20 protein-coding genes are annotated in these 22,204 nt (G+C 73.5%); 8 read left to right on the top strand and 12 right to left on the bottom strand.

Annotated elements, in window-relative coordinates; all coding sequences use genetic code 11:
- Positions 1 to 171: 171 nt before the first annotated feature.
- Entirely contained in the window at positions 172 to 864 is a 693-nt protein-coding gene (locus OG393_RS05965) for a DUF3000 domain-containing protein (RefSeq protein ID WP_327373565.1), read from the bottom strand.
- 90 nt (positions 865 to 954) lie between these two features.
- Here OG393_RS05965 and hemE point away from each other — a divergent pair, with 90 nt between their 5' ends.
- Positions 955 to 2,031, top strand: a complete 1,077-nt coding sequence (gene hemE / locus OG393_RS05960) for a uroporphyrinogen decarboxylase (RefSeq protein WP_327373564.1) — start codon at positions 955 to 957, stop codon at positions 2,029 to 2,031.
- A 41-nt stretch (positions 2,032 to 2,072) separates the two neighbouring features.
- On the opposite strand, the gene OG393_RS05955 is transcribed toward hemE, so the two are convergent.
- Positions 2,073 to 3,446 carry an FAD-dependent oxidoreductase gene (locus OG393_RS05955; RefSeq protein WP_327373561.1) on the bottom strand — a complete coding sequence of 458 codons (1,374 nt, stop codon included), beginning with the start codon at positions 3,444 to 3,446 and terminating at the stop codon, positions 2,073 to 2,075.
- Positions 3,447 to 3,473: 27 nt separating this feature from the next.
- Positions 3,474 to 4,472 (bottom strand): DUF4349 domain-containing protein, encoded by a 999-nt coding sequence (locus OG393_RS05950; protein ID WP_327373560.1) that lies wholly within the window; start codon positions 4,470 to 4,472, stop codon positions 3,474 to 3,476.
- A gap of 318 nt (positions 4,473 to 4,790) precedes the next feature.
- On the opposite strand from OG393_RS05950, the gene hemG reads away from it, so the two are divergent.
- Positions 4,791 to 6,299: a protoporphyrinogen oxidase gene (hemG, locus tag OG393_RS05945; RefSeq protein WP_327373559.1), complete on the top strand. Its 1,509-nt coding sequence runs from the start codon at positions 4,791 to 4,793 to the stop codon at positions 6,297 to 6,299.
- 17 nt (positions 6,300 to 6,316) lie between these two features.
- The gene (hemQ, locus tag OG393_RS05940; protein ID WP_327373558.1) at positions 6,317 to 7,030 is read left to right on the top strand and encodes a hydrogen peroxide-dependent heme synthase; all 714 of its coding nucleotides are present in this window, start codon (positions 6,317 to 6,319) and stop codon (positions 7,028 to 7,030) included.
- A gap of 74 nt (positions 7,031 to 7,104) precedes the next feature.
- Here the strand turns inward: hemQ and OG393_RS05935 are convergent, their stop codons facing one another.
- From OG393_RS05935 to OG393_RS05915, 5 genes are all read right to left on the bottom strand, one after another.
- Positions 7,105 to 8,748 (bottom strand): alpha/beta hydrolase, encoded by a 1,644-nt coding sequence (locus OG393_RS05935; protein ID WP_327373557.1) that lies wholly within the window; start codon positions 8,746 to 8,748, stop codon positions 7,105 to 7,107.
- Between the two features lie 107 nt (positions 8,749 to 8,855).
- Positions 8,856 to 9,914 (bottom strand): TIGR04222 domain-containing membrane protein, encoded by a 1,059-nt coding sequence (locus tag OG393_RS05930; protein WP_327373555.1) that lies wholly within the window; start codon positions 9,912 to 9,914, stop codon positions 8,856 to 8,858.
- Complete coding sequence (locus tag OG393_RS05925) at positions 9,911 to 11,485, bottom strand: DUF692 domain-containing protein (RefSeq protein WP_327373554.1); 1,575 nt, start codon at positions 11,483 to 11,485, stop codon at positions 9,911 to 9,913. The genes OG393_RS05930 and OG393_RS05925 overlap by 4 nt, the downstream gene beginning before the upstream one ends.
- Before the next feature lie 141 nt (positions 11,486 to 11,626).
- A complete protein-coding gene (locus OG393_RS05920; RefSeq protein WP_327373553.1) occupies positions 11,627 to 12,373 on the bottom strand; it encodes a DUF4142 domain-containing protein in 747 nt (248 codons plus the stop codon).
- A 112-nt stretch (positions 12,374 to 12,485) separates the two neighbouring features.
- On the bottom strand, positions 12,486 to 13,202 hold the full coding sequence (locus OG393_RS05915) for an aminoacyl-tRNA hydrolase (protein ID WP_327373552.1): 717 nt from the start codon (positions 13,200 to 13,202) through the stop codon (positions 12,486 to 12,488).
- Between the two features lie 70 nt (positions 13,203 to 13,272).
- Here OG393_RS05915 and OG393_RS05910 point away from each other — a divergent pair, with 70 nt between their 5' ends.
- Complete coding sequence (locus tag OG393_RS05910) at positions 13,273 to 13,950, top strand: AIM24 family protein (protein ID WP_327373550.1); 678 nt, start codon at positions 13,273 to 13,275, stop codon at positions 13,948 to 13,950.
- Between the two features lie 205 nt (positions 13,951 to 14,155).
- On the opposite strand, the gene OG393_RS05905 is transcribed toward OG393_RS05910, so the two are convergent.
- The 4 genes from OG393_RS05905 to zapE all read right to left on the bottom strand — a co-directional run bounded on the left by OG393_RS05905 (position 14,156) and on the right by zapE (position 18,407).
- The gene (locus OG393_RS05905; RefSeq protein WP_327378323.1) at positions 14,156 to 15,094 is read right to left on the bottom strand and encodes a polysaccharide deacetylase family protein; all 939 of its coding nucleotides are present in this window, start codon (positions 15,092 to 15,094) and stop codon (positions 14,156 to 14,158) included.
- 220 nt (positions 15,095 to 15,314) lie between these two features.
- Positions 15,315 to 16,673 (bottom strand): alkaline phosphatase PhoX, encoded by a 1,359-nt coding sequence (locus OG393_RS05900; RefSeq protein ID WP_327373549.1) that lies wholly within the window; start codon positions 16,671 to 16,673, stop codon positions 15,315 to 15,317.
- Positions 16,674 to 16,825: 152 nt separating this feature from the next.
- Positions 16,826 to 17,251 (bottom strand): OsmC family protein, encoded by a 426-nt coding sequence (locus OG393_RS05895; RefSeq protein ID WP_327373548.1) that lies wholly within the window; start codon positions 17,249 to 17,251, stop codon positions 16,826 to 16,828.
- A 34-nt stretch (positions 17,252 to 17,285) separates the two neighbouring features.
- Positions 17,286 to 18,407, bottom strand: coding sequence for a cell division protein ZapE (zapE, locus tag OG393_RS05890; protein ID WP_327373547.1), 1,122 nt, complete (start codon positions 18,405 to 18,407; stop codon positions 17,286 to 17,288).
- A 30-nt stretch (positions 18,408 to 18,437) separates the two neighbouring features.
- On the opposite strand from zapE, the gene OG393_RS05885 reads away from it, so the two are divergent.
- From OG393_RS05885 to msrB, 4 genes are all read left to right on the top strand, one after another.
- Positions 18,438 to 19,226, top strand: coding sequence for a pyrimidine reductase family protein (locus tag OG393_RS05885; protein ID WP_327373545.1), 789 nt, complete (start codon positions 18,438 to 18,440; stop codon positions 19,224 to 19,226).
- Between the two features lie 106 nt (positions 19,227 to 19,332).
- Positions 19,333 to 19,803 carry an indole-3-glycerol phosphate synthase gene (locus OG393_RS05880; RefSeq protein WP_327373544.1) on the top strand — a complete coding sequence of 157 codons (471 nt, stop codon included), beginning with the start codon at positions 19,333 to 19,335 and terminating at the stop codon, positions 19,801 to 19,803.
- A gap of 269 nt (positions 19,804 to 20,072) precedes the next feature.
- Positions 20,073 to 21,479: a UDP-N-acetylmuramate--L-alanine ligase gene (gene murC / locus OG393_RS05875; RefSeq protein WP_327373542.1), complete on the top strand. Its 1,407-nt coding sequence runs from the start codon at positions 20,073 to 20,075 to the stop codon at positions 21,477 to 21,479.
- Between the two features lie 16 nt (positions 21,480 to 21,495).
- A complete protein-coding gene (msrB, locus tag OG393_RS05870) occupies positions 21,496 to 21,903 on the top strand; it encodes a peptide-methionine (R)-S-oxide reductase MsrB (RefSeq protein ID WP_327373541.1) in 408 nt (135 codons plus the stop codon).
- Positions 21,904 to 22,204: the final 301 nt, after the last annotated feature.

Genomic DNA, 22,204 nt, shown 5'->3' with positions numbered 1-22,204 from the left:
ATCACGATTTACTGAGTAACAATTCGGTGCAATTCAGACACGTGATCGATCATCCTGTGCGTGGCCCTCCGTCCGGGCGAATCCCGGGCGAGCGGTGCATCCTTCCGGCCCGCCACTCGAAGCCTGTCGGGACGCCTCTGGCCGGGCGGTCACGGGTCACCCGACAGGTTCTCAGACCTGCTGCGGACCCCGGCGCTGGGGCAGCGAGACGACCCCCGCGCCCGAGGTCGTACCCGCCCCCGGATCGGACGGGGACGGCGGCAGCCCGGCGATCTGGCAGAGCAGATCGCACCAGGCCGCCAGGTGCGCGCCCGAGTCCGGCACGCCCGCAGGCCCCTCCTTCGGCGTCCAGGAGGCCCGGATCTCGATCTGGGTCGCCGGTCTGCGGTCCGCGAGCCCGCCGAAGTAGTGGGAGCCCGCCATCGTGACGGTGCCGCTCGCCTCCCCGTACCCCAGCCCGCGCGCCTTCAGCGCCCCCGTCAGCCAGGACCAGCAGACCTCCGGCAGCAGCGGGTCGGCCGCCATCTCCGGCTCCAGCTCCGCCCGGACCAGCGTGACGAGCCGGAAGGTGCCCTTCCAGGTCTCGTGTCCGGCCGGGTCGTGCAGCAGCACGAGCCGGCCGTCGGCCAGATCGTCCTCGCCGTCCACGACCGTCGCCTCCAGCGCGTGAGCGTACGGCGCGAGCCGCCGCGGCGGCCGGGTCGGGTCGATCTCGATCTCCGGCCGCAACCGGGCCGCGCGCACGGCCTCGACCGCCCGCCGGAAGGCCGTAGGCACCTGGTCGGCCTCCGCTTGCCCCGCCGTGTCACCCGCCTGTTCGTCGCCGTCGGAATGATCGGAGAAGTGTCCCTGCGCCGCAGCCATGCCGGGAAGACTAGGCGGAACGGGCCCCGCGCGCAGGGAGGGACACCCGGGCCGGTGGAGCGGCTTCGCACACATGCGAAGATTCTGGGCGTGAGTGCCAACGACAGCCCCTCGGGCCAGCAGACGCGGCAGCGGTCGCAGACCTACGACTCCCCGTTCATGAAGGCATGCCGCCGCGAGCCGGTGCCGCACACGCCGGTCTGGTTCATGCGCCAGGCGGGGCGCTCGCTGCCCGAGTACCTGAAGGTCCGCGAGGGCATCCCGATGCTCGAGTCCTGCATGCGGCCCGAGCTGGTCACCGAGATCACGCTCCAGCCCGTGCGGCGCCACAAGGTCGACGCGGCGATCTACTTCAGCGACATCGTCGTCCCGCTCAAGGCCATCGGGATCGACCTCGACATCAAGCCGGGCGTCGGCCCGGTCGTCGCCGACCCCATCCGCACCCGAGCCGACCTGGACCGGCTCCGCGACCTGACCCCCGAGGACGTCCACTACGTCACCGAGGCCATCGGGATGCTCACCGCCGAGCTGGGCCCCACCCCCCTCATCGGCTTCGCGGGCGCGCCGTTCACCCTCGCGAGCTACCTCGTCGAGGGCGGCCCGTCCCGCAACCACGAGCACACCAAGTCGCTCATGTACGGCGACCCCGTGCTCTGGGCCGACCTGCTCGACCGCCTCGCCGAGATCACCGCGGCCTTCCTCAAGGTCCAGATCGAGGCCGGCGCGTCCGCCGTCCAGCTCTTCGACTCCTGGGTGGGCGCCCTCGCCCCCGCCGACTACCGCCGCTCGGTGATGCCCGCCTCCACCAAGGTCTTCGACGCCGTCGCCTCCTACGGAGTGCCCCGCATCCACTTCGGCGTCGGCACCGGGGAGCTGCTCGGCCTCATGGGCGAGGCCGGCGCGGACGTGGTCGGCGTCGACTGGCGGGTGCCGCTCGACGAGGCCGCCCGCCGCGTCGGCCCCGGCAAGGCGCTCCAGGGTAACCTGGACCCGGCCGTGCTGTTCTCCTCGCGGGAGGCCGTCGAGACCAAGACCGACGAGGTCCTGAACGCCGCGCGGGACCTGGAGGGCCACATCTTCAACCTGGGCCACGGCGTCCTGCCGACGACGGACCCGGACACGCTGACGCGCCTGGTGGACCACGTCCACACCCGCACGGCCGTCTGACACCCGGCCGGCTGACGGATGGCGGCCCGTCCCCCCGACCGTCAGCCGGCCGCCCGCACGGCGGCCACCGCCTTGCGCGCCGCGACCAGGACGGGGTCCCACACCGGCGAGAACGGCGGCGCGTACCCCAGGTCCAGGGCCGTCATCCGCTCCACCGTCATCCCGGCCGTCAGCGCCACCGCCGCGACGTCCACCCGCTTCGCCGCACCCTCCCGGCCCACGATCTGGACCCCGAGCAGCCGGCCCGTGCGCCGCTCGGCCAGCATCTTCACCGTCATCGGGGCCGCGCCCGGGTAGTAGCCCGCCCGGCTGGTCGACTCGACCGTCACCGTCACGTACCGCAGCCCCACCTCGTCGGCCTCCCGCTCACGCAGCCCCGTCCGGGCGATCTCCAGGTCGCACACCTTCGACACCGCCGTGCCGACCACGCCCGGGAAAGTGGCGTAACCGCCCCCGACGTTCGCGCCGATGACCTGGCCCTGCTTGTTGGCGTGCGTGCCCAGCGCGATGTGCCGCTCACGGCCCGACACCAGGTCCAGGACCTCGACGCAGTCACCACCCGCCCAGATGTTCCGGTGCCCCCGCACCCGCATCGAGAGATCGGTGAGCAGACCGCCGTGCGACCCCAGCGGCAGCCCGGCCCGCCGGGCCGGCGCCGTCTCCGGCACCACCCCCATGCCCAGCACCACCACGTCCGCCGGATACTCGGCGTCCGCCGTCGCCACCGCCCGGACCGCGCCGTCCTCGCCGGTGAGGATGCCGGTGACGGCCGAGGAACCGACCGTGGTGATGCCCAGTCCGTCCATCGCCCGGTGGACCAGCCGGCCCATGTCCGGGTCGAGCGTCGCCATCGGCTCCTCGCCCCGGTTCACCACCGTCACCTCGTAGCCGCGGTTCAGCAGCGCCTCCGCCATCTCCACACCGATGTACCCGGCGCCGACGACCACCGCGCGGCGGCCGGTCGTCCGCGCGAGGGAGTCCAGCAACGCCTGTCCGTCGTCGAGGGTCTGCACCCCGTGCACGCCCACGGCGTCGATCCCCGGCAGCGCGGGCCGCAGCGGCCGGGCCCCGGTCGCGATCACCAGCTTGTCGAAGCCGGTCCACGCCCGCGCGCCCGACTCCAGGTCCAGGGTGCGGACCCGGGAACCGGCGACGTCGATCTCCGTCACCTCCGTCCGTGTCCGCAGATCGATGCCCCGTGCCCGGTGCTCCTCCGGGCGGCGCGCGATCAGTTCGTCCCGGCTCGCGACGTCGCCCCCGACCCAGTACGGAATCCCGCACGCCGAGAACGACGTGAAGTGACCGCGCTCGAAGGCCACGATCTCCAGCTCGCCGGACGTCCTGAGCCTGCGCGCCTGCGACGCGGCGGACATGCCCGCCGCGTCGCCCCCGATGACCACCAGTCGTTCTCTCATACGAACACGCTACGTCGGAGCGGCCGTTCAGCCCTTCCGCGGCGCCGGCGGAGCACCGGTCCCCGGGGCCTCCCCGGCCGGGTCGGCGGCAGCGGCGGGCACCGGCGCGCCCTCGGCGTCACGCGCCGCCGGAGCGGCGGACCCGGCATCCGGCCCGGGGGCGCGGCGTGCCCCCGGCATCCGACGCAGCCGCCGCCACACCAGGAACACCACCAGCGCCACCACCAGCCACGGCGCCACCGCGGCCAGGACGACCCCGACCCACGCCAGCACCGACAGCAGCGCGTTCCAGCCCCCGGACAGCGCGTCCAGGAACCCGGGACGGCCGTCGCCCTCCTCCGCCACGGCCCGCGGCTTCTCCTTCTCGGCGAGGACCAGGGTGATCGTCCCCAGCGAGGTCTGGTCCTTCAGCGCGGACCGCTGCGCCAGCAGCGACTCCAGATCCGCCTGGCGGCGGCTCAGCTCCCCCTCCAGGGCGACCACGTCGCTCAGCTGCGTCGCCCGCTCCATGAGCCCACGCACCCGCGCCACACTCGTCCGCTGCGTGGCGATCCGGCTCTCGACGTCCACCACTTGCTCGGTGACGTCCTTCGCCTCCGCGCTCCGCGACACCAGCGTGCCGATGCCCGCCAGCTCCGCGACCACCGGCTCGTACCGCTCCTGCGGCACCCGCAGCACCACCCGCGAGCCCATCCCCCCGCCGTCAATCCGCTCGGTGGACTCCTGCGCGACGTGCCCGCCGGCGGTCGCGGTGACCCGGCGGACCGTGGTCAGGGCCTTCACCGCGTCGTCCACCTCGACGTGCAGCTCGGCCGTCCGGATCACCTGCCGCCCCGGCACCGCGGTGGTGGACCTCCCGGCCTCCGGCCCCTTGGCCGCCGCGTCGTCGGCGGCCTCTCTCCCGGCCGCCGGGCCCGCCTTCGCATCGCTCGAACTCCGGCCGGTGCCGCTGTCCGACGCGCCGCACCCGGTCAGTGCGAGCGCGGCCGCCAGCAGTACCGCCGCGGTCGTCCTCGTTCCACGCATGTGCCCCCCCCTGGGGATCGGCGACCGGATGGTCGCTCCATGCCGGTTCGACGTCCACGCCCCCCGGACCGTTGCCTTCCCGAGGTGGCGATACGGTCACGGTCCGGCCTCGGAACGGACGGCGGAACGGGGCTGAGAGCCTGCCGGGTGACCTTCGGCCGGAAGGCGGGCGCGGCACGGCGCGTGCCAGGCCGAGGCGCCGGGAGGCGGGTCCTCGCAGTGGGGCCACTCGGACATGGCGGCAACGCGGGAAGCGCGCGTGCCCGGCCGTGACCGCCCGGACAGGGGCATCCGACAAGGCTCTGAGAGAGTGGAGCCATGAACGCGGACATCACGGGCAGGCCACCGGCGCACGTCGTCGTGGTGGGAGGCGGCGTCGCCGGGCTCGCGGCGGCCCACCGGCTGGTCTCGGCCGGGACACGGGTCACCCTGCTCGAAGCAGGCGACCGGCTCGGTGGGAAACTCCTCGCGGGGGAGATCGCCGGAACCCCGGTCGACCTCGGCGCCGAGTCGCTGCTCGCCCGCCGCCCCGAGGCGGTGGACCTCGCCCGCGCCGTGGGCCTGGAGGACCGCCTGACACCACCCGCCACCACCACCGCCTCGGTCTGGTCCAGGGGACGCCTTACCCCGATGCCCAAGGGCCACGTCATGGGCGTGCCCGGTGACGGCCGGGCACTGGCCGGGCTGCTCTCCGAGGAGGGCGTGCGCCGCGTGGCCCGTGACCGGGAACTGCCCCCCACCGAGATCGGCGACGACATCGCCATCGGCGCGTACGTCGCCGAGCGGATGGGCCACGAGGTCGTCGACCGGCTGGTCGAGCCGCTGCTCGGCGGGGTGTACGCCGGCGACGCCTACCGGATCTCCCTGCGGGCCGCCGTGCCCGGCCTGTACGAAGCGGCCCGCTCGCACCCCACGCTCACCGACGCCGTGCATGCCGTGCAGCGCGCGGGCGCCGCTACCCCCGCCGACGCCGCGGGCGCCGCCACCGGCCTCGGCGGCTCCGCCTTCCTGGGCCTCGTCGGCGGCATCGGCACCCTCCCGGACGCGCTGGCGCGGGCCGTCCGCGCGGCGGGCGGCGAGATCCTCACCCGCACCCCCGTGACCGCGCTGCGCCGCCTCCCGGCGCCCGACGGTGCCACGACCGCCCCCGGGCACCCCCCGCGCACCGCCGCACCGGGCTGGCAGGTCGTCGCCGACGGCCGCACCCGCCACGCCGACGCCGTCGTCCTCGCCACCCCCGCCCCCGTCGCCGCCGCGCTGCTGGCCGACGAGGCGCCCGAAGCCGCCGCCGAACTCGGCGCGGTCGAGTACGCCTCCATGGCCCTGGTCACGCTCGCCTTCCGGCGCTCCGACCTCGGCGAGCTGCCCGGCTCCGGCTTCCTCGTGCCACCCGTCGACGGCCACACCATCAAGGCGTCCACCTTCTCCAGCCAGAAGTGGCGGTGGGTGACCGACGGCGCTCCCGGCTCGTTCGTGCTGCGGACCTCCGTCGGCCGGCACGGAGAGGAGGAGCAGCTGCACCGCGACGACGCCGATCTCGTCGCCGCCTCCCTCAAGGACCTCGGCGCGGCCGTCGGACTGACCGCCCGCCCGGTCGCCACCACCGTCACCCGCTGGACCGGCGGCCTGCCCCAGTACCCCGTGGGCCATCTCGCCCGGGTCGCCCGCATCCGGGCGGCCGTCGCGGGCCTGCCCGGACTTCGTCTCGCGGGCGCCGCGTACGACGGTGTCGGCATCCCCGCCTGCGTCGCCTCCGCCCATCGGGCGGCGGACGAGATCATCGACACGTCGGAAACCACCGACCCTGGTGCCGGGCACTGTCCGTGACGGGCGAGAATAGGCGTATGAGTGCGCCCGAAAAGATCCCGAACGCCGGTAAGAAGGCGAAGGACCTCAACGAGGTCATCCGCTACACCCTGTGGTCCGTGTTCAAGCTGCGCGACGTTCTGCCCGAGGACCGCGCCGGTTTCGCCGACGAGGTCCAGGAGCTGTTCGACCAGCTCGCCGCCAAGGACATCACGGTCCGCGGCACGTACGATCTCTCCGGTCTGCGCGCCGACGCCGACGTCATGATCTGGTGGCACGCCGAGACGAGCGACGAGCTCCAGGAGGCGTACAACCTCTTCCGGCGCACCCGTCTGGGCCGCGCTCTGGAACCGGTGTGGTCGAACATGGCACTGCACCGCCCCGCCGAGTTCAACAAGTCGCACATCCCGGCCTTCCTGGCCGACGAGACACCCCGCGACTACGTGAGCGTCTACCCCTTCGTGCGCTCCTACGACTGGTACCTGCTGCCGGACGAGGACCGCCGCCGGATGCTCGCGGACCACGGCAAGATGGCCCGCGGCTTCCCCGACGTGCGCGCCAACACGGTCGCCTCGTTCTCGCTCGGCGACTACGAGTGGCTCCTCGCCTTCGAGGCCGACGAGCTGTACCGCATCGTCGACCTCATGCGGCACCTGCGCGCGTCCGAGGCGCGGCTGCACGTCCGCGAGGAGGTCCCGTTCTACACCGGCCGTCGCAAGAGCGTGGCCGAGCTGGTGACGGGCCTGGCCTGACCGGCCCTCCGACAGCTCCTCGGACTCGGTGACGACCCGGCGCCCAGCCGGGAGTCACCCCTCGACCCGGAAGATCAGACGGCGGGCGGAATCCCCGATTCGGCCCGCCGGTCCAGCGACACCGGGTCCGGCTCCGGGTGCGGCGCGCACGACGCGCGCCGCACCGGCGTCTTTCCGGGCACGGCCCCCGTGAGCAGATACGTCTCCAGATGGCCGTTCACACAGGCGTTCTCGCCGCCCCCGATGCCGTGTGTCCCCGCGTCCCGCTCGGTCACCAGGGCCGCCCCCGACAGTCTGCGCTGGAGCTCCAGCGCCCCCTCGTACGGTGTGGCCGCGTCCCGCTCGGCGGCCAGGATCAGCACCGGCGGCAGCACGCCGGGAGCGGTGCGCACGTCCAGCGGTCGTTGCCGCGGCGCCTTCCAGTACGCGCAGGGCAGGTTGGTCCACACGTTGTCCCAGGTCTCGAAAGGCGCGCTCCTCGCCAGCCGGGTGTTGTCCCGGTCCCAGACGGCGAAGTCCTCCGGCCAGGGCGCGTCGTTGCACTCCACCGCCGTGTAGACGGCCATCCCGTCGCCGGAGCCGGTGGACGGCGCCGCCGACGACAGCGCCGGCCGCGCCGCGCGCGACGGGTCTCCGGCCGGAGCGGCCTGCTCGATCAGGAGCGCGGGGTCTCCCTCCAGGAACCGGGAGAGCGCGGCGGCCCGCGACGGCCAGTACCCGTCGTGGTACCCGGTCGGGAGCATCGCCGCGTGCAGCTGACCCGGCCCCACCCGGCCGCCCGCCGGACGCGCCGCGAGCTCGGCGCGCACCCTCTCGTAGCTCTGCCGCACCCGCTCCGCGGTGGTGCCGAGTCCGTACACCGTGTCGTGCTTCGCGACCCAGGTGCGGAAGTCGGCCCAGCGTCGTTCGAAGGCCGCGGACTGAGCGAGGTTGTCGGCGTACCAGATCCGGCTGGGCGCGGGGTGGACGGGGGCGTCGAAGACCATGCGGCGCACCCGGTGCGGGAACAGCGTCGCGTACAGCGCGCCGAAGTACGTGCCGTACGAGGCGCCCATGTACGTCAGCCGCGTTTCGCCGAGCGCCGCCCGCAGCACCTCCAGATCACGGGCGTTGTTGAGCGAGTGGTAATGCCGCAGCGACGGACCGGTACGGCGGGCACAGCCCGACGCGTACGTCTTCGCGCGGGCGATCCGCTCCCGCTTGAAGACCTCCGACGGCTGCGTCGGCGCCGGCGTCGGGCCCTGGACACGGTCGGCGGGGTCCTGGCAGGACACCGGGGCGGAGCCCCCGACACCGCGCGGGGCGTAACCGACCAGGTCGTAGGCCGCGGCGATCCGCTTCCAGGCCGGCAGGCCCGCGGCCAGCGGGAAGAAGGTCGAGGAGGCGCCGGGGCCGCCCGGGTTGTAGACCAGCGCGCCCTGGCGGGACGAGGCCGGGCCCGAGGCCCCGACCCGGCTGACCGTGAGGGCGATCCGGGGACCGTCCGGGTCCGCGTAGTCGAGGGGGACCCGCAGTGTGCCGCACCGGACGGTGGAAGGCAGCCGCTCCGCCGCCGGGCACGTGCCGAAGCGCAGCGGATCGGCGGCGGCGCGGCGGGCCGCGGTGAGGGTCCCGAGGGCCTCGGCCGACGCCGGGTCCGCGGCCCCGGCGGCCGGCGCGGCGGCCACGGACGACAGCACCAGCGACCCGACGGTTCCGAACAGCGCGAGGGCTCTCATCGCCACCTTCCTTTCGTCCACAAGGGACGAAAGCGGGTGAGGCGCCCGGTGTAAAGGACCGACGGGTGGTGTCGCGATCGCCGCCGCGCCGTCCCCGCCGGTCTCGCTCAGGACCCGCCGCAGCTCGAACCGCCGGAGCAGGAGCTCCCGCCGGACCCGCCGCAGCTCGAACCGCTTGAGCAGGAGCTCCCGCCGGACCCGCCGCAGCTCGAACCGCCGGAGCAGGAACCACTGGAGCACGAGCCGCCGGAACAGCCGCCCGCTCCGTCGCCGACGCCGTAGCCGGCGTCGCCCGCGCACCAGACGGCGACCACGCCGACGGCGTCGGCCGAGGAGCCGTGGTGCCGGCCGCCGGTGAATCCGCCGCCCCCGGGCCGGCCGGCGCCGCGGCGCCGACGGTTGCCGGCGGTGGGCCGGCGTGCCCGTGCCGCCGCGAGGAGTTGCTCCCGCAGGACCGGGTCCGGCAGGGCCCGCAGCCCGTGCACCGCGACGAGGTGACCGGGGTCGCCGAGGTGCCCGGACGCGCGCAGGTACGCGGCGGCGGCCCGCCGGCCGGCGGAGGTCACCCGGTCGGCGGAGGCCGCGCCGCAGACCAGGGCCGTGATCCCGGCGCCGACGAGGACCGGGGCGACCTTGAGGACGAAGGGAAACGCGATGTCGTCCACGCCCGTGAACTCCACGCCCGTGAACTCCACGACCGTCAGGACGATCGCGACGGGGAACATGGCCAGACTCACCAGTCCGAGGACGAGACTCCAGACGATCACCGAGCGGCGCGCGGGCGGCGGCACCAGGAGGCCGCGGGCCGCGAGTCCGTCGCCGATCTCCTGGACGGCCTGGTGCCGCACCACGGCCGCCCGAAGCGTGTGCAACCCACCGTGCAGGGCCGCCGCGTGCTCCTGGAGGACGGCACGCTCGACGGGGCCGTGCGCGGTGGGGCGCACGACCGTCACGATGCCGGGCCCGCCGACGCCGATCCGGCCGTCGGCCTGGAGCGAGGCGAGAGCGGCGTCCACGACCCGGGCCGGGCCGCCGTTGACGAAGGCGACCTCGTCACGGTCGTGCAGCTCGCCGCCGGAACCCCGCCGGGTGCGGGCGACCTTCACGATCAACAGCAGCGCGCAGACGACTCCGGCCGCACTGACGAACAGGGCGAGCCCGTTCACGCCGCCCACCTCCTCGCGAGCGCGGCGCGGGCGGCGCGGGCCAGCCTCGTCGACCGTCCCGGCGGGCGGACGTCGGCCCGTTCCCGCCACCAGTCGGTGAGACGACGGCGCGCTTCGGCGTCCTCGGGACGGCCGGCGACGAGCAGGTGCTCGACGAAGTCCAGCGCGTCGCGCCGGTACCCCCCGGACATCGGACGGGTCAGGGCGTACGAGCGGAAGGCCGGGCGGAAGTCCTCGCCGAGGATCTGCGGGAGCTCGGGGGCCACCTTCGCGATCACTCCCGCGCGCTTGGCCACCAGGGCCCGGCTCTGCACCCCGAGCCGCCTCCGGTCGAAGCCCTCGGGTACGGGGGTGCCGGCGACGAGCGCGGACAACAGCGAGGTCTGGGCGAGCGCGAGCCGCTCGCGTGCGCCGTCAGCCGCCCCGGAGCCGGAGTGCGGGGCGGGGGCGGCAGCGGCGGGGCGGGGTATCGCCCCGCCCCGCCGCTGCCGGAAGCGGAGCGCGGGCCGCCGTGCGCCCGTCGGCCCGGCCGCGCCGACGGCCACCCGGGCGGGCCGGCGCGGGCCGGGCATGAGGCCGCCCGACACCCGGGCGCCCGCGCCGATGAGCACGGGCCGTTCTTCCCCGTCCCCGGAGGGTCGCCGGTCCGCGGAGTAGGCGACGGTGGGGGAGGCGACGGCGCGGCGGGCGGTGGCACGCGTCCGCGCCGCCGCGTCCGGCCGGGACGTCAGGTCCGTCGTCCCCGCCCGCGCCGCCTTCAGCGTCCGCCGGATCGCCGCCAGCTCCGAGGCCAGTTCCTCCGCCGACGGGAAGTGGTCGTCCCTTTCGAGCAGCACACCCGGCGGGGAGACCCGAGACGCGAGGTCCGACAGAACGGCGAGCACCTCGGCCGGTACCGGGTGGGCGTGGGTGTCGTGCCAGACGCCGTCGCGTTCCACGCCGCCCGCCACGTGCACGTAGGCGAGGGCCTCCACCGGCAGGTCCGCCAGCGCCTTCGCCGGGTCCTCTCCGCGGTTGACGTGGTTGGTGTGGAGATTGGCGACGTCGATCAGGAGCCGCACACCCGTGCGCTCCACCAGCTCCGCCAGGAACCGCCCCTCGGTCAGCTCCTCGCCCGGCCAGGAGATCAGCGCGGCGATGTTCTCCAGTGCCAGCGGGACAGGCAGCGCGTCCTGGGCGATCCGGACGTTCTCGCAGAGCACCTCCAGCGCGTCCCAGGTGCGGGGCACCGGAAGCAGATGGCCGGCCTCCAGCACCGGTGTCGCCGTCCGCGCGCCCCCGGCCCGTACGAACGCGAGGTGCTCCGTCACCAGCGGCGCCCCCAGGGCCGTGGCCTTCGCCGCCAGGTCAGCGAGCCGTGCCGGGTCCGGCCGGTCCGCGCCGCCGAGCCCCAGAGACACCCCGTGCGGGACCACCGTGACCCCGCGCGAACGCAGCCGGGTCAGGGAGTCGGGCAGGTGGCCCACACAGATGTTCTCCGCGACGACCTCCACCCAGTCGACGCCGGGCAGCGCCTCCACCGCCTCCGCGATCTCCGGGCGCCAGCCGATGCCGATGCCGAGTTCCGCCATGTCCCCCTCCTTCAGTCCCTCACGTGATGACCCCACGGGATTCGTTCGAATCCGGTGGGAGGGACGTTCAGAGGTTGATTTGAGGTTCCGCCGGAGCGGAACCCGGGACCGGGGACCTGGGGCGGGGCGGCGCGTCCCGGTCTACGAGGTGGGTGTGACGAGGCTGGACTCCGGCAGTGGCCGTGAGGTGAAGGTCTGGTCCCCGGTCGGTACCGCCGGGGTCGGCACGGCCGGCGACGGCACCACCGGCGGACCCGTCGGCGGCGCCGTCTTCCGCCCGGCGGCCTCGTTCGCCATCGCGTCGAAGTCGACCAGCCCGGTCGCCTCCAGCATGGTGATGTGGTCGAGCACGGTCTGGTTCGCGTCGCTCGCCAGCTGCCGCATCAGCGTGTTGCGGGTCGTGTGCCGGACCTCCGCGATCAGCGCGAACACCTTCCCGTGCGAGTCGCGCAACAGGTTCGCGAACTTCCGCTCGTACTCCTCCCCGCTCGCCGCCGTCATCTCCCGCAGCCAGCCCTGTTGCTGCTCGGTCGGCTGGTTCGGCAGCTCGACCCCCAGCTTCGCGGCCACGCTCCGGGCCCGCCGGTCCAGATCGCTGTGGCCGACGACCAGGTGGTCGCCGGCGTCCCGGATGGCCTGACTGGGGGCGCGTTCGATGGCCTGCTGGCCGGCCGGCAGTTCCCAGAGGCCGGCGAGTCGTACCTTGACGAGGAAGTCCCGGTCCGTGGCCGAGAGCGGGCCCCACGGAGTGGGCACGCTCGACGCGTTGAGATTGGCCTGTCCGGTTCCGGAGCGATCGGCGTAGGACCAGACGGGGAAGGCAAGCGCGCCGACCGTCGCGACCAGCGCCGCGATGATGAGGGCCGTTCCGTTGAGGCGTAGCGACAAGGTGTCTCCCGTGCAGCTGTGCGATGGTATCACCGCAGACTGAACCGCCAACCTGGCGACCGATCAAGCCGCTTGACGGTATCCGGGAATACGGATGAACGGGCGGCCGTGTTCAACGACCGGGCGGACCGACGACGGGGAACGCGGAGACCACGGTGGGCGAACCGGGAGCGATCTCCGTGAATCCGGCATCGCGTACCACCGGCAGCCCACTGGTGGTCAGCTCGGCCCAGCGTTCCACGGACGCGGTCCGCACCGACAGCGGGAATCCGTCCTCGCGCCATGCCGCGCGGTCCGCCTCCGTCATCTCCCACCACAACAACTGGGCGCCGTGCCCGGTCTGCGCCATCGCCTTGCCCGCCGACATGTCGAGCCCCGGGTTCAGCCACAGCCGCGCGGCCCCGGCCGGTCCGTCACCGGGCTCGACCGGGTCGTCCAGCTCCGTCCCCGACACCTGCAGTCTGGCCAGCTCCTTGGGCCAGCCGTCCAGCGGGACCGGCGGGAACACCCGGACCTCCGCCGACCGGCCGGTGACCGTGATCCCGGGCAGCCCGCCCGCCCGGCGCCATTCCGCACCGCGGGCCCGCCGCACCACCTTGCGGATCCGGGCGTCCTGCCAGTCCGTCATCGCCCGCGCCCACGCGCCGTCACCCCGGGCGCGGTCGTCCGAGAGGATCGCCAGGACCGCGCGGGCCGACGTCTCCAGCGCGTCGGTACGGTCCGGGGGACCGGCCCGCTCGATCCGCACGACGAGCGGCAGGACGAACTGCGGCTGCTCGTCCCGGGAGTCCGCGCGGACGGTCTCGGGGTCGGTCTCATCTCTGTTCACCCGGGGATTCTGCCACCCGCGTCACCGGCGCCTGTTGTCGGAACCAATCCTTCCGGGCCAGGATGCACGGATGAAAAGCGATCTGTTCGCCACGGAGAACCTTGTCGAGCCGGCGACCTTCCCGGGAATGACCCTTCAGAACCCCAAGTCCGTCAAGTACGCCGTCGACGGTGAGATGCACGCCCGCCAGGGCTCGATGATCGCCTTTCGCGGAGACCTCCGTTTCGAGCGCAAGGGCCAGGGCATCGGCGGCCTCCTCAAGCGAGCCGTGACCGGCGAGGGCCTGGCGCTGATGGCCGTCCGGGGCCGGGGCGAGGCGTGGTTCGCGCACGAGGCGCAGAACTGCTTCATCGTCGAGATCGAGCAGAACGACGCGCTCACCGTCAACGGCCGCAACGTCCTGTGCTTCGACGCCACCCTCTCGTACGAGATCAAGACCGTGAAGGGCGCCGGGATGACCGGTGGCGGTCTCTTCAACAGCGTCTTCTCGGGTCACGGGAAGATCGCCCTGATCTGCGAGGGAAGCCCGATCGTCATTCCGGTCAGCCCACAGGCGCCGGTCTTCGTCGACACCGACGCGGTCGTCGGCTGGAGCGAGCGGTTGCACACGACGCTGCACCGCTCGCAGTCCTTCGGCTCGATGGTCCGCGGCGGCTCCGGTGAGGCGGTACAGCTGAAGCTGGAAGGGCAGGGCTTCGTCATCGTCCGGCCGAGCGAACTCACCCCGCAGAAGGCTTCGGCCAACTGAACCTCGACCGGGAACCCGCCGCGGCGCGGCAGGTGGTGGCCACCGTGGGGCGGTGGCGGGCACACCTGGCGGCGTTCCTGACCGCTGTCGGTTGCGCCGCTCCGCTGGGCGTCTTCGCCGTCCTCGGCGTGATGGCGGTCAGCGACCCGCGCGGGCGTCCCGGCCGTCCGCGTGGACACGTCACCCGACAGGCCCTCAGAGTCCCTCAGCCGCGCGGACTCTGCCGGCCCATCAGCTCCGAGACCTTCACGAAGCGGTAGCCCCTCGCCCGGAGCTCGGGAACGATCCGGCGGATCGCCTGTTCCGTGGCGGGCGCCGCGCTGCGGGTGCAGTGCATGACGACCAGAGAGCCCGGCCGGACTCCGTCCAGGACCTGCTGGGCCACGGCGTCGGCGTCCGTCGCGAAGGCGTCCCCGCTCACCACGTCCCACTGCACCGCGGTGACCTTCGCCGGCGCGAGCGCGCGCAGCGCGGTGTCGTCGTAGCAGCCGCCCGGGAAACGGAAGTACGGCACGACATGGCGCGCCCCGGCCTCGCGGAAGGCGTCGAAGGCACGCGTCACGTCGGCCGCCATGTCCCGTTCGGTCACCGTGGGCAGGCCGTAGCAGGGGGAGGCGAAGGCGTAGTGGCTGTAGGAGTGGTTGGCGATCTCGAACCTGGGGTCGTTGCCGATCGACCGTGCCTGGTCCGGGTACTCCTCCGCCCAGCGGCCCGTCATGAAGACCGTCGCGTCGACCCCGAGGCGCCGGAGCGTCGCGATGAGGCGCGGGTTGTCGAAGCGTTCCCCGCGGGCCGCCCGGGGACCCTGGTCGGCCGTCATGTCGGCGTCGAAGGTGAGCGCGACGACCTTCTCCGTGCCCTGGGTCCGTCGCGTGAACACGGGCGTCATGCCGCTGGGCCCCGGGGCCATGGTGGGCGGTGCCTGGGGCACCGTCGCCGGACCGGGTGCGGCGCCGGGGCTTCCCGCGGTGTCCGGCCCGGCGCCCGCCCCCGCCTCCGCTCCTGCCCCCGGCCGGGACGCGGGAGCCGAGGCGGGGGCGAGCGCCGGGCGGGTGGCGGCCGGCTTCGCGGGGTCGCCCGGGGCCGTCGTGCCGACTCCTCCGCAGCCGACGAGGACGGCGCCCAGCAGGCCGAGCGCACCCATCTTTCGTGCAGAAATGGTCACGATCGGAAGTTATACGATCATCGCACTCAATCGTTCGCGGCTCGACGGCGGCGTGGCGTCGGGCCGCCCTCCGCACGGTCCGACGCCCCCGGCGTCACCCCACCGGGGCCCGGTACCCCGGCGGCCCGTACCCGGACCGGCGGTTCAGAGCCTGTCAGGTGGCCCCTGTACGGGCGGCCGAAGGCCACCCGACAGGCTCTCAGTGCCACGGCCCCGTCACGGCGAACGTCGTCCCCGGCCGGTAGCAGTTGACGTACATCGTCCGCCCGTCCGGCGCGAACGTGACACCGGCGAACTCTCCCCACTCGGGATCCTCCGGCGTCCCGGTGTTCTGCGCGCCCCGCGCCATCGCGTACACCTCGCCGTGCCGGGTCAGCCCGTACACGTACTGCGCGCCGCCGCCGTCCTCGCAGACCATCAGCCCGCCGTGGGGGGCCAGGCAGATGTTGTCCGGGGATTCGCCCGGCAGCCGGATGTCCGTGCCGGGGCCGAAGACGACGACGAGCGTGAGTCGTCGGCGGTGTGGCTCGTACTTCCACACCTGCCCGAAGTGGGTGCCGGCGGAGCCGTCCGCGGCACGGGCGAAGCTCGACACGAAGTACACGGCCCGGCCGCCCCAGTAGCAGCCCTCCAGCTTCTGCGCGTGGGTGATGCCCCGCGGGCCGAAGTCCTGGAGCCGGATGGGCGTCCGCGTGGCCAGCGGGTCCGGAACCGGCACCCACTCGACGCCGCCGAAGCTCGCGCCGGTCTCCTGGATCAGGGACAGGTCGGGGGCACCGGGTACCCGCATGGCCTCCAGCGCCCCGCCCGCGCGCAGCGAACCGGTGCCGCCCAGCGGCCTCTCCGGCAGGAAGCGGTAGAAGAGGCCGAAGGGCCGGTCGAAGGCGTCCTCCGTCTCGTAGACGATGCCGTTGCGGGGGTCGAGGGCGACCGCCTCGTGCTGGAAGCGGCCCATCGCGGTCAGCGGGACGGCCCCCGTGCGGTGCGGATCGGCGCCGTCGACCTCGAAGACGTAGCCGTGGTCCTTGGTGTATCCGTTGGTCCCCGCCCGGTCCTCGGTCTCCTCGCAGGTGAGCCAGGTGTCCCAGGGTGTGGGTCCGCCGGCGCAGTTGACGGCGGTACCGGCGAGGGCGACACGCTCGCCGAGGACGTCGTTCCGGGCGTCGAGCGCGAGCGCGGTACAGCCGCCCTTGGCGGCCGGATCGTAGGTCAGGCCCTGGACGACCGGGACGCCGATCGCGCCGGTGACCCGGTTCTCGTGGTTGCGGACCAGATGGACGCGGCCGCGACGGCCGGTGAAGGCGCCCATGCCGTCGGGGTTGCTCGGGACGAGGCCCTCGCCGGAGCGAAGGGGGTCGCCCTGCCGGGAGAGGACCGTGTAGCGGAAGCCCCGGGGAAGGTCGAGGAGGCCGGCGGGGTCCGGGACGAGCGGGCCGTAGCCGCCGCGCCCCGCGGCGCTCGCACTCCCGGTGAAGAGCTCCGAGAGGGCGCCGGAGAAGGCGATGCCGGCGACGGACGCGCCGGTGCGGGAAAGGATCTGACGTCGTGTTGCGGACATGGGGCAACAGCTCCCCTGCTGGCGGACAGGACAGAAGTGACGTGTGACCCGCATGTGTGTACCACGCAGCGTGCGGCGCGTGAACCGTGCCGCACGTGAGGCGTGCGTCAGATGCACCATGCGGGCCACGACGGCCCCATGTCGCGCGAGCGTCAGACGAGTTCGGCGGTCAGCGTGATCGTCGTCCCCGTGAGTGCCTGGCTGACCGGGCAGTTCTTCTTGGCGTCCTCGGCCAGCGCCTTGAACTCGTCCGCGTCCAGTCCGGGGACCTCGCCGCGCACGGTCAGGTGGATGCCCGTGATGCCCTCACCCGGCTGGAAGGTGACGTCGGCCTTGGTCTCCAGGCGGGCCGGCGGGTTGCCGGCCTTGGCCAGACCGTTGGAGAACGCCATCGAGAAGCAGGAGGAGTGCGCGGCGGCGATGAGTTCCTCGGGGCTGGTCTTGCCGTTCGGCTCCTCGGCGCGAGCCGGCCAGGAGACCTCGTACGAACCGAGGCCGGAGGAGTCGAGGGTGACGACGCCCTTGCCCTGGAGGAGGTCGCCCTCCCAGACGGTGTGGGCGTGACGGACGGTGGCCATGGTGATTCCCTTTCGATCGGGTATGGCCCCCAACCTACTGCTCCACCAGACCCTTTGCGTCGCGTGCCAGCGCCGTGAGCCGGGAGATCGCCCGGAAGTACTTCTTCCGGTACCCGCCCTTCAGCATGTCGTCACTGAACAGCCGGTCGAAGGGGAGCCCCGAGGCCAGCACCGGCACCTCGCGGTCGTACAGGCGGTCGGCGAGGACGACGAGCCGCAGCGCGGTGGACTGGTCGGGGACCGGGCGCACGTCGGTGAGGCAGACCGCGCTCAGCCCGTCGGTCAGCGCGCCGTACCGGCTGGGGTGGACCCTCGCCAGGTGCTCCAGCAGGTGCGGGAAGTCGTCGAGCGAGGCGCCCGGTGTGGCGTAGGCCGCCTTCGTCACCCGCTCCTCGGAGTAGGGCGTCGGTGCCTCGGGCAGTCCCCGGTGGCGGTAGTCCTCGCCGTCGATCCGCAGCGGCCGGAAGTGGGCGGACAGGCCCTGGATCTCGCGCAGGAAGTCGACGGCGGCGAACCGGCCCTCGCCGAGCTTCCCCGGCAGCGTGTTGGAGGTCGCGGCCAGTGCCACTCCGGACTCGACCAGCCGGCTGAGCAGCGAGGACACCAGCACGGTGTCGCCCGGGTCGTCCAGCTCGAATTCGTCGATGCAGAGCAGCCGGTGCCCGCCGAGGGTCTTCACGGTCTGCTGGAATCCCAGGGCGCCGACCAGGTTCGTCAGCTCCACGAAGGTGCCGAATGCCTTGAGGGCCGGTTCGGCCGGGGTCGCGTGCCAGAGAGAGGCGAGCAGGTGGGTCTTGCCGACGCCGTAGCCGCCGTCCAGGTACACGCCGCGCGGCCCGGTGGGGGCGGCCGGCTTCCTCGCGAACCAGCGGCCGAGCACCGGACGCCTGCCGGCACCGCTGGCGTGCGCGCCGCCCAGACCCTCGGCGAAGGAGCTCAGGACCCTGACCGCGTCGGTCTGGCTGGGCCGGTTCGGGTCCGGGATGTACGTGTCGAAGCGCACCGCGTCGAACCGCGGTGGCGGCACCATCTCCGCGACCAGCCGGTCGGCGGGGACCTGCGGCTCCCGGGTGCAGAGGGAGACCGGGGAGGCTTCGGCGGAAGCGGCCTCGGTTATGGCGGGGGAGGCGTGCGGGGAACGGGTCGACACAGTCATCCACTCTAAGCGCCGTGTCAGACTGCGAGGATGCGACGCCTGTTCCCTGTGACGGACATGACAGCCGCCGAAGCCACCGCCGGGGACCGGGAGTGGTCCCTCGACGAGCTGGCCGACGCCTACGCCTATCCCGAAGAGGCCGACCGCGGCCCGGAAGGCACGTGGCTGCGCGCCAACATGGTCTCCTCGCTCGACGGAGCGGGGCAGCACGAGGGTCGTTCCCAGCCCCTCTCCTCCCCGTCCGACATGCGGATCTTCGGCACCCTGCGCGGGCTGGCCGACGTGGTCGTGGTGGGCGCCCAGACGGTGCGCTCGGAGGGGTACCGGCCGGCTCGGGCGCGAGAGGTCTTCGCCGGTCGCAGGGCCGCCGCGGGCCAGGGCCCCGCGCCCGTGATCGCCGTGGCCAGCGCCTCCCTGGAGCTCGACTTCTCGGCTCCGCTGTTCACCGCGCCGCTGGTGCCGACGTTGGTCCTCACCGGCGCCGCCGCCGCCCCGGAGAAGCTGCTGGCGGCCGAGAAGGCGGGCGCCGAGGTGGTCATCGCCGGTGACGGAGCCGGCGTGGACCCGGGGCGCGTGGTGACCGCGCTCGCGGAGCGCGGACTGAAGCGGCAGCTGACCGAGGGCGGTCCCCGGCTGCTGGGTCAGTTCGTCGCCTCCGGGGTACTCGACGAGCTGTGCCTGACGCTCTCGCCGACCATGACGGCGGGCGGCGCGCAACGGATCGCCGGCGGGCCGTCGGTGGACGTCCCGAAACGGTTCGCCGTGGCGTCGCTGCTGGAAGAGGCCGGGTTTCTCTTCACCCGCTACCGTCGGATCTGACGAACAGCGGAATTAGTCGTTCCGCTTAGCTTCCGCTGGGCACTATTACTCTCGCAGACCCCGTGCGGGCACGGGGAAGGATGGTTTCCGCAGAAGGGCTCCTGAGGTGTTCACAAGCGTTTTGATGATCGAGAAGCCCCTGACGTCGGTCGACGTGGAATTCGTCACCACCCTCCACGGCGACGAGTCCGTGTCCTTCATCGTGCTGATGCAGCCGCGCGGTGACCAGGCCGATGTGCTGCTGCGCGCCATCGACGACGTCGCCATGGGCGAACTGAAGGAAGCGACCAGAGAGGGTGAGGAACCGGAGGGCACGGCGGCCCGGGGCCCCGCCGAGCAGGCGCTGGAGCTATCGCTCCAGGCACTCCGCGACGCGGGCTGCCAGGCGGTCGGCCAGGTCGTGGAGGACCACCCCCTGAACAAGATGAAGGCCGTGGTGGACGAGTCGGAGGCGGACGAGGTGATCGTGCTGACGGCCCCGCACTACGTGGAGGAGTTCTTCCACCGGGACTGGGCCTCCCGGGCCCGGCACAAGGTGGGGGTGCCGGTGCTGAAGCTCTTCGCGCACAGCGACTAGCGCCGCGTCAGGCGCCGCTCGCCCCGTCGCGCCGCCCGGCATGGCACCGGTCGCCCCGCCGGGGTATCCGAGCAGGTCGGGGGTGGTGCCGGGGCCACGGCGCCACCCCCGGCCACACGTGGGCCCCGAGCCCGCACCGCCCCCCGGACGCCTCCGCCCAGGCCCCCGCGCCCCCCGGGCCGCCCCCGGCGCCGCGTGGCCGCGAGCCACCGGGCGGGAGCTACTAGGCTGGGGGCTTCCAGTACGACGCACCCCGGGGAGAACCACGCATGGCACCCGCCACCCCTGCCGCAGCCGTCCCTGCCACCATGGAACGGCCGCACTTCATCGGCATCGGCGGTGCCGGAATGTCGGGCATCGCGAAGATCCTCGCCCAGCGCGGCGCGAAGGTCGCCGGCAGTGACGCCAAGGAGTCCGCGACCGCCGAGGCGCTGCGCGCGCTCGGTGTCACGGTGCACATCGGCCACGCCGCCGATCACCTCGCCGACGACGCCTCCGGCGTCGTCGTCTCCAGCGCCATCCGCGCCGACAACCCCGAGCTGCTCCGGGCCGCCGAGCTGGGCATCCCGGTCGTCCACCGCTCCGACGCGCTCGCCTCCCTGATGGACGGCCTGCGCGCCATCGCCGTCGCCGGCACCCACGGCAAGACGACGACCACCTCCATGCTGGCCGTCGCCCTCACCGAGCTCGGCCTGGACCCCTCGTACGCGATCGGCGGCGACCTGGCGGGTCCCGGCACCAACGCCCGCCACGGTGACGGCGAGGTCTTCGTCGCGGAGGCCGACGAGAGCGACCGCAGCTTCCAGAAATACGACCCCGAGGTCGCGATCGTCCTCAACGTGGAGCTGGACCACCACGCGAACTACGCCTCCATGGACGAGATCTACGAGTCCTTCGAGGCGTTCACCGCGAAGATCCGGCCCGGCGGCACGCTGGTCGTCGGCGAGCACTCCGGGGCCCTCGAACTGGCCGGGCGGGTCGCCGGCCGGCGGGGACTGCACGTGGTGACCGTCGGCGAGGCCGAGCACTCCGACGTCTGGATCCGCTCGATCACTCCGCAGGGCATGACCAGCGAGGTCTCCGTCGTCCTCGACGGAGTCGAGCACGCCTTCACCGTCTCCGTACCCGGCCGTCACTACGCGCACAACGCCGCCGCGGCTCTCGCCGCCGGTGCCCGGGTGGGCGTCGACCCCGCGGAGCTGGCCCAGGCGCTGACGGCCTACACCGGCGTCGGCCGCCGCCTCCAGCTCAAGGGCGAGGCCGCGGGCGTCCAGGTCATCGACTCCTACGCCCACCACCCGACCGAGATGACCGCCGACCTGGAGGCCATGCGCGGTGCCGCCGGCGCCTCCCGTCTGCTCGTCGTCTTCCAGCCCCACCTCTTCTCCCGCACGCAGGAACTCGGCAAGGAGATGGGGGACGCGCTGGCCCTCGCCGACGCCTCGGTCGTCCTGGACATCTACCCGGCCCGCGAGGACCCCATCCCCGGCATCACCAGCGAGCTGATCATCGAGGCCGGCCGGCGGGCCGGTGCCGATGTGACGCCCGTCCACGACAAGGACGCCGTCCCGGAGGTCGTCGCGGGAATGGCGAAGCCCGGTGATCTCGTTCTGACCATGGGCGCGGGTGACGTCACGGACCTCGGCCCGCGGATCCTGGACCACCTGTCGAAGTAGCAGAGGGAGCGAGCTCATGTCCTACGACGTCGAGAAGCCGGACGAGCAGTGGCGCGCGGAGCTGACCCCGGCGGAGTACCAGGTCCTGCGGCAGGCCGGCACGGAGCCCGCCTTCCGTGGCGAGTACACCGACACCACGACCTCGGGCGTCTACTCCTGCCGGGCGTGCGGCGGGGAGCTGTTCACCTCGACGGAGAAGTTCGCGTCGCACTGCGGCTGGCCGTCCTTCTACGACCCGAAGGACAGCGACGCGGTCGAGCTGATCGAGGACCGCTCGCACGGCATGCTCCGCACCGAGGTCCGCTGTTCCCGCTGCGGCTCGCACCTGGGCCACGTCTTCGAGGGCGAGGGCTATCCGACCCCCACCGACCAGCGGTACTGCATCAACTCGATCTCGCTGCGGCTCACCCCGGCCGAGGACTGACGTCCGGGGCGGCCTCCGGTCCTCCGGCGCGGACGTGGGCGACGAAGTCGGGCCGGCGGCAGGCCGTGTTCGGACGCTCCGTCAGCAGACGTCGCCTTTCGCGGCGGGCCGTGGGCCCCGCCTCGGTCTCCTCGTCTCCCGGAGTCGGACTTCGTTCGCCGAAGAGTTCGCGGGCGTACGGCTCCGTCCGCGACAGGACGCCGGTATCGCCGGACCCCGGCACCTGGAGGAGACGGGTCGGGGCCCGCTCGTCGTCCAGGTGCCGGGGGTCACGGTGGGCCGAGCTCGGCCGCGTACCGGC

It is taken from the genome of Streptomyces sp. NBC_01216 (assembly GCF_035994945.1).
Lineage (GTDB): Bacteria > Actinomycetota > Actinomycetes > Streptomycetales > Streptomycetaceae > Streptomyces.
This window is presented reverse-complemented; position numbering and strand designations above follow the sequence as displayed.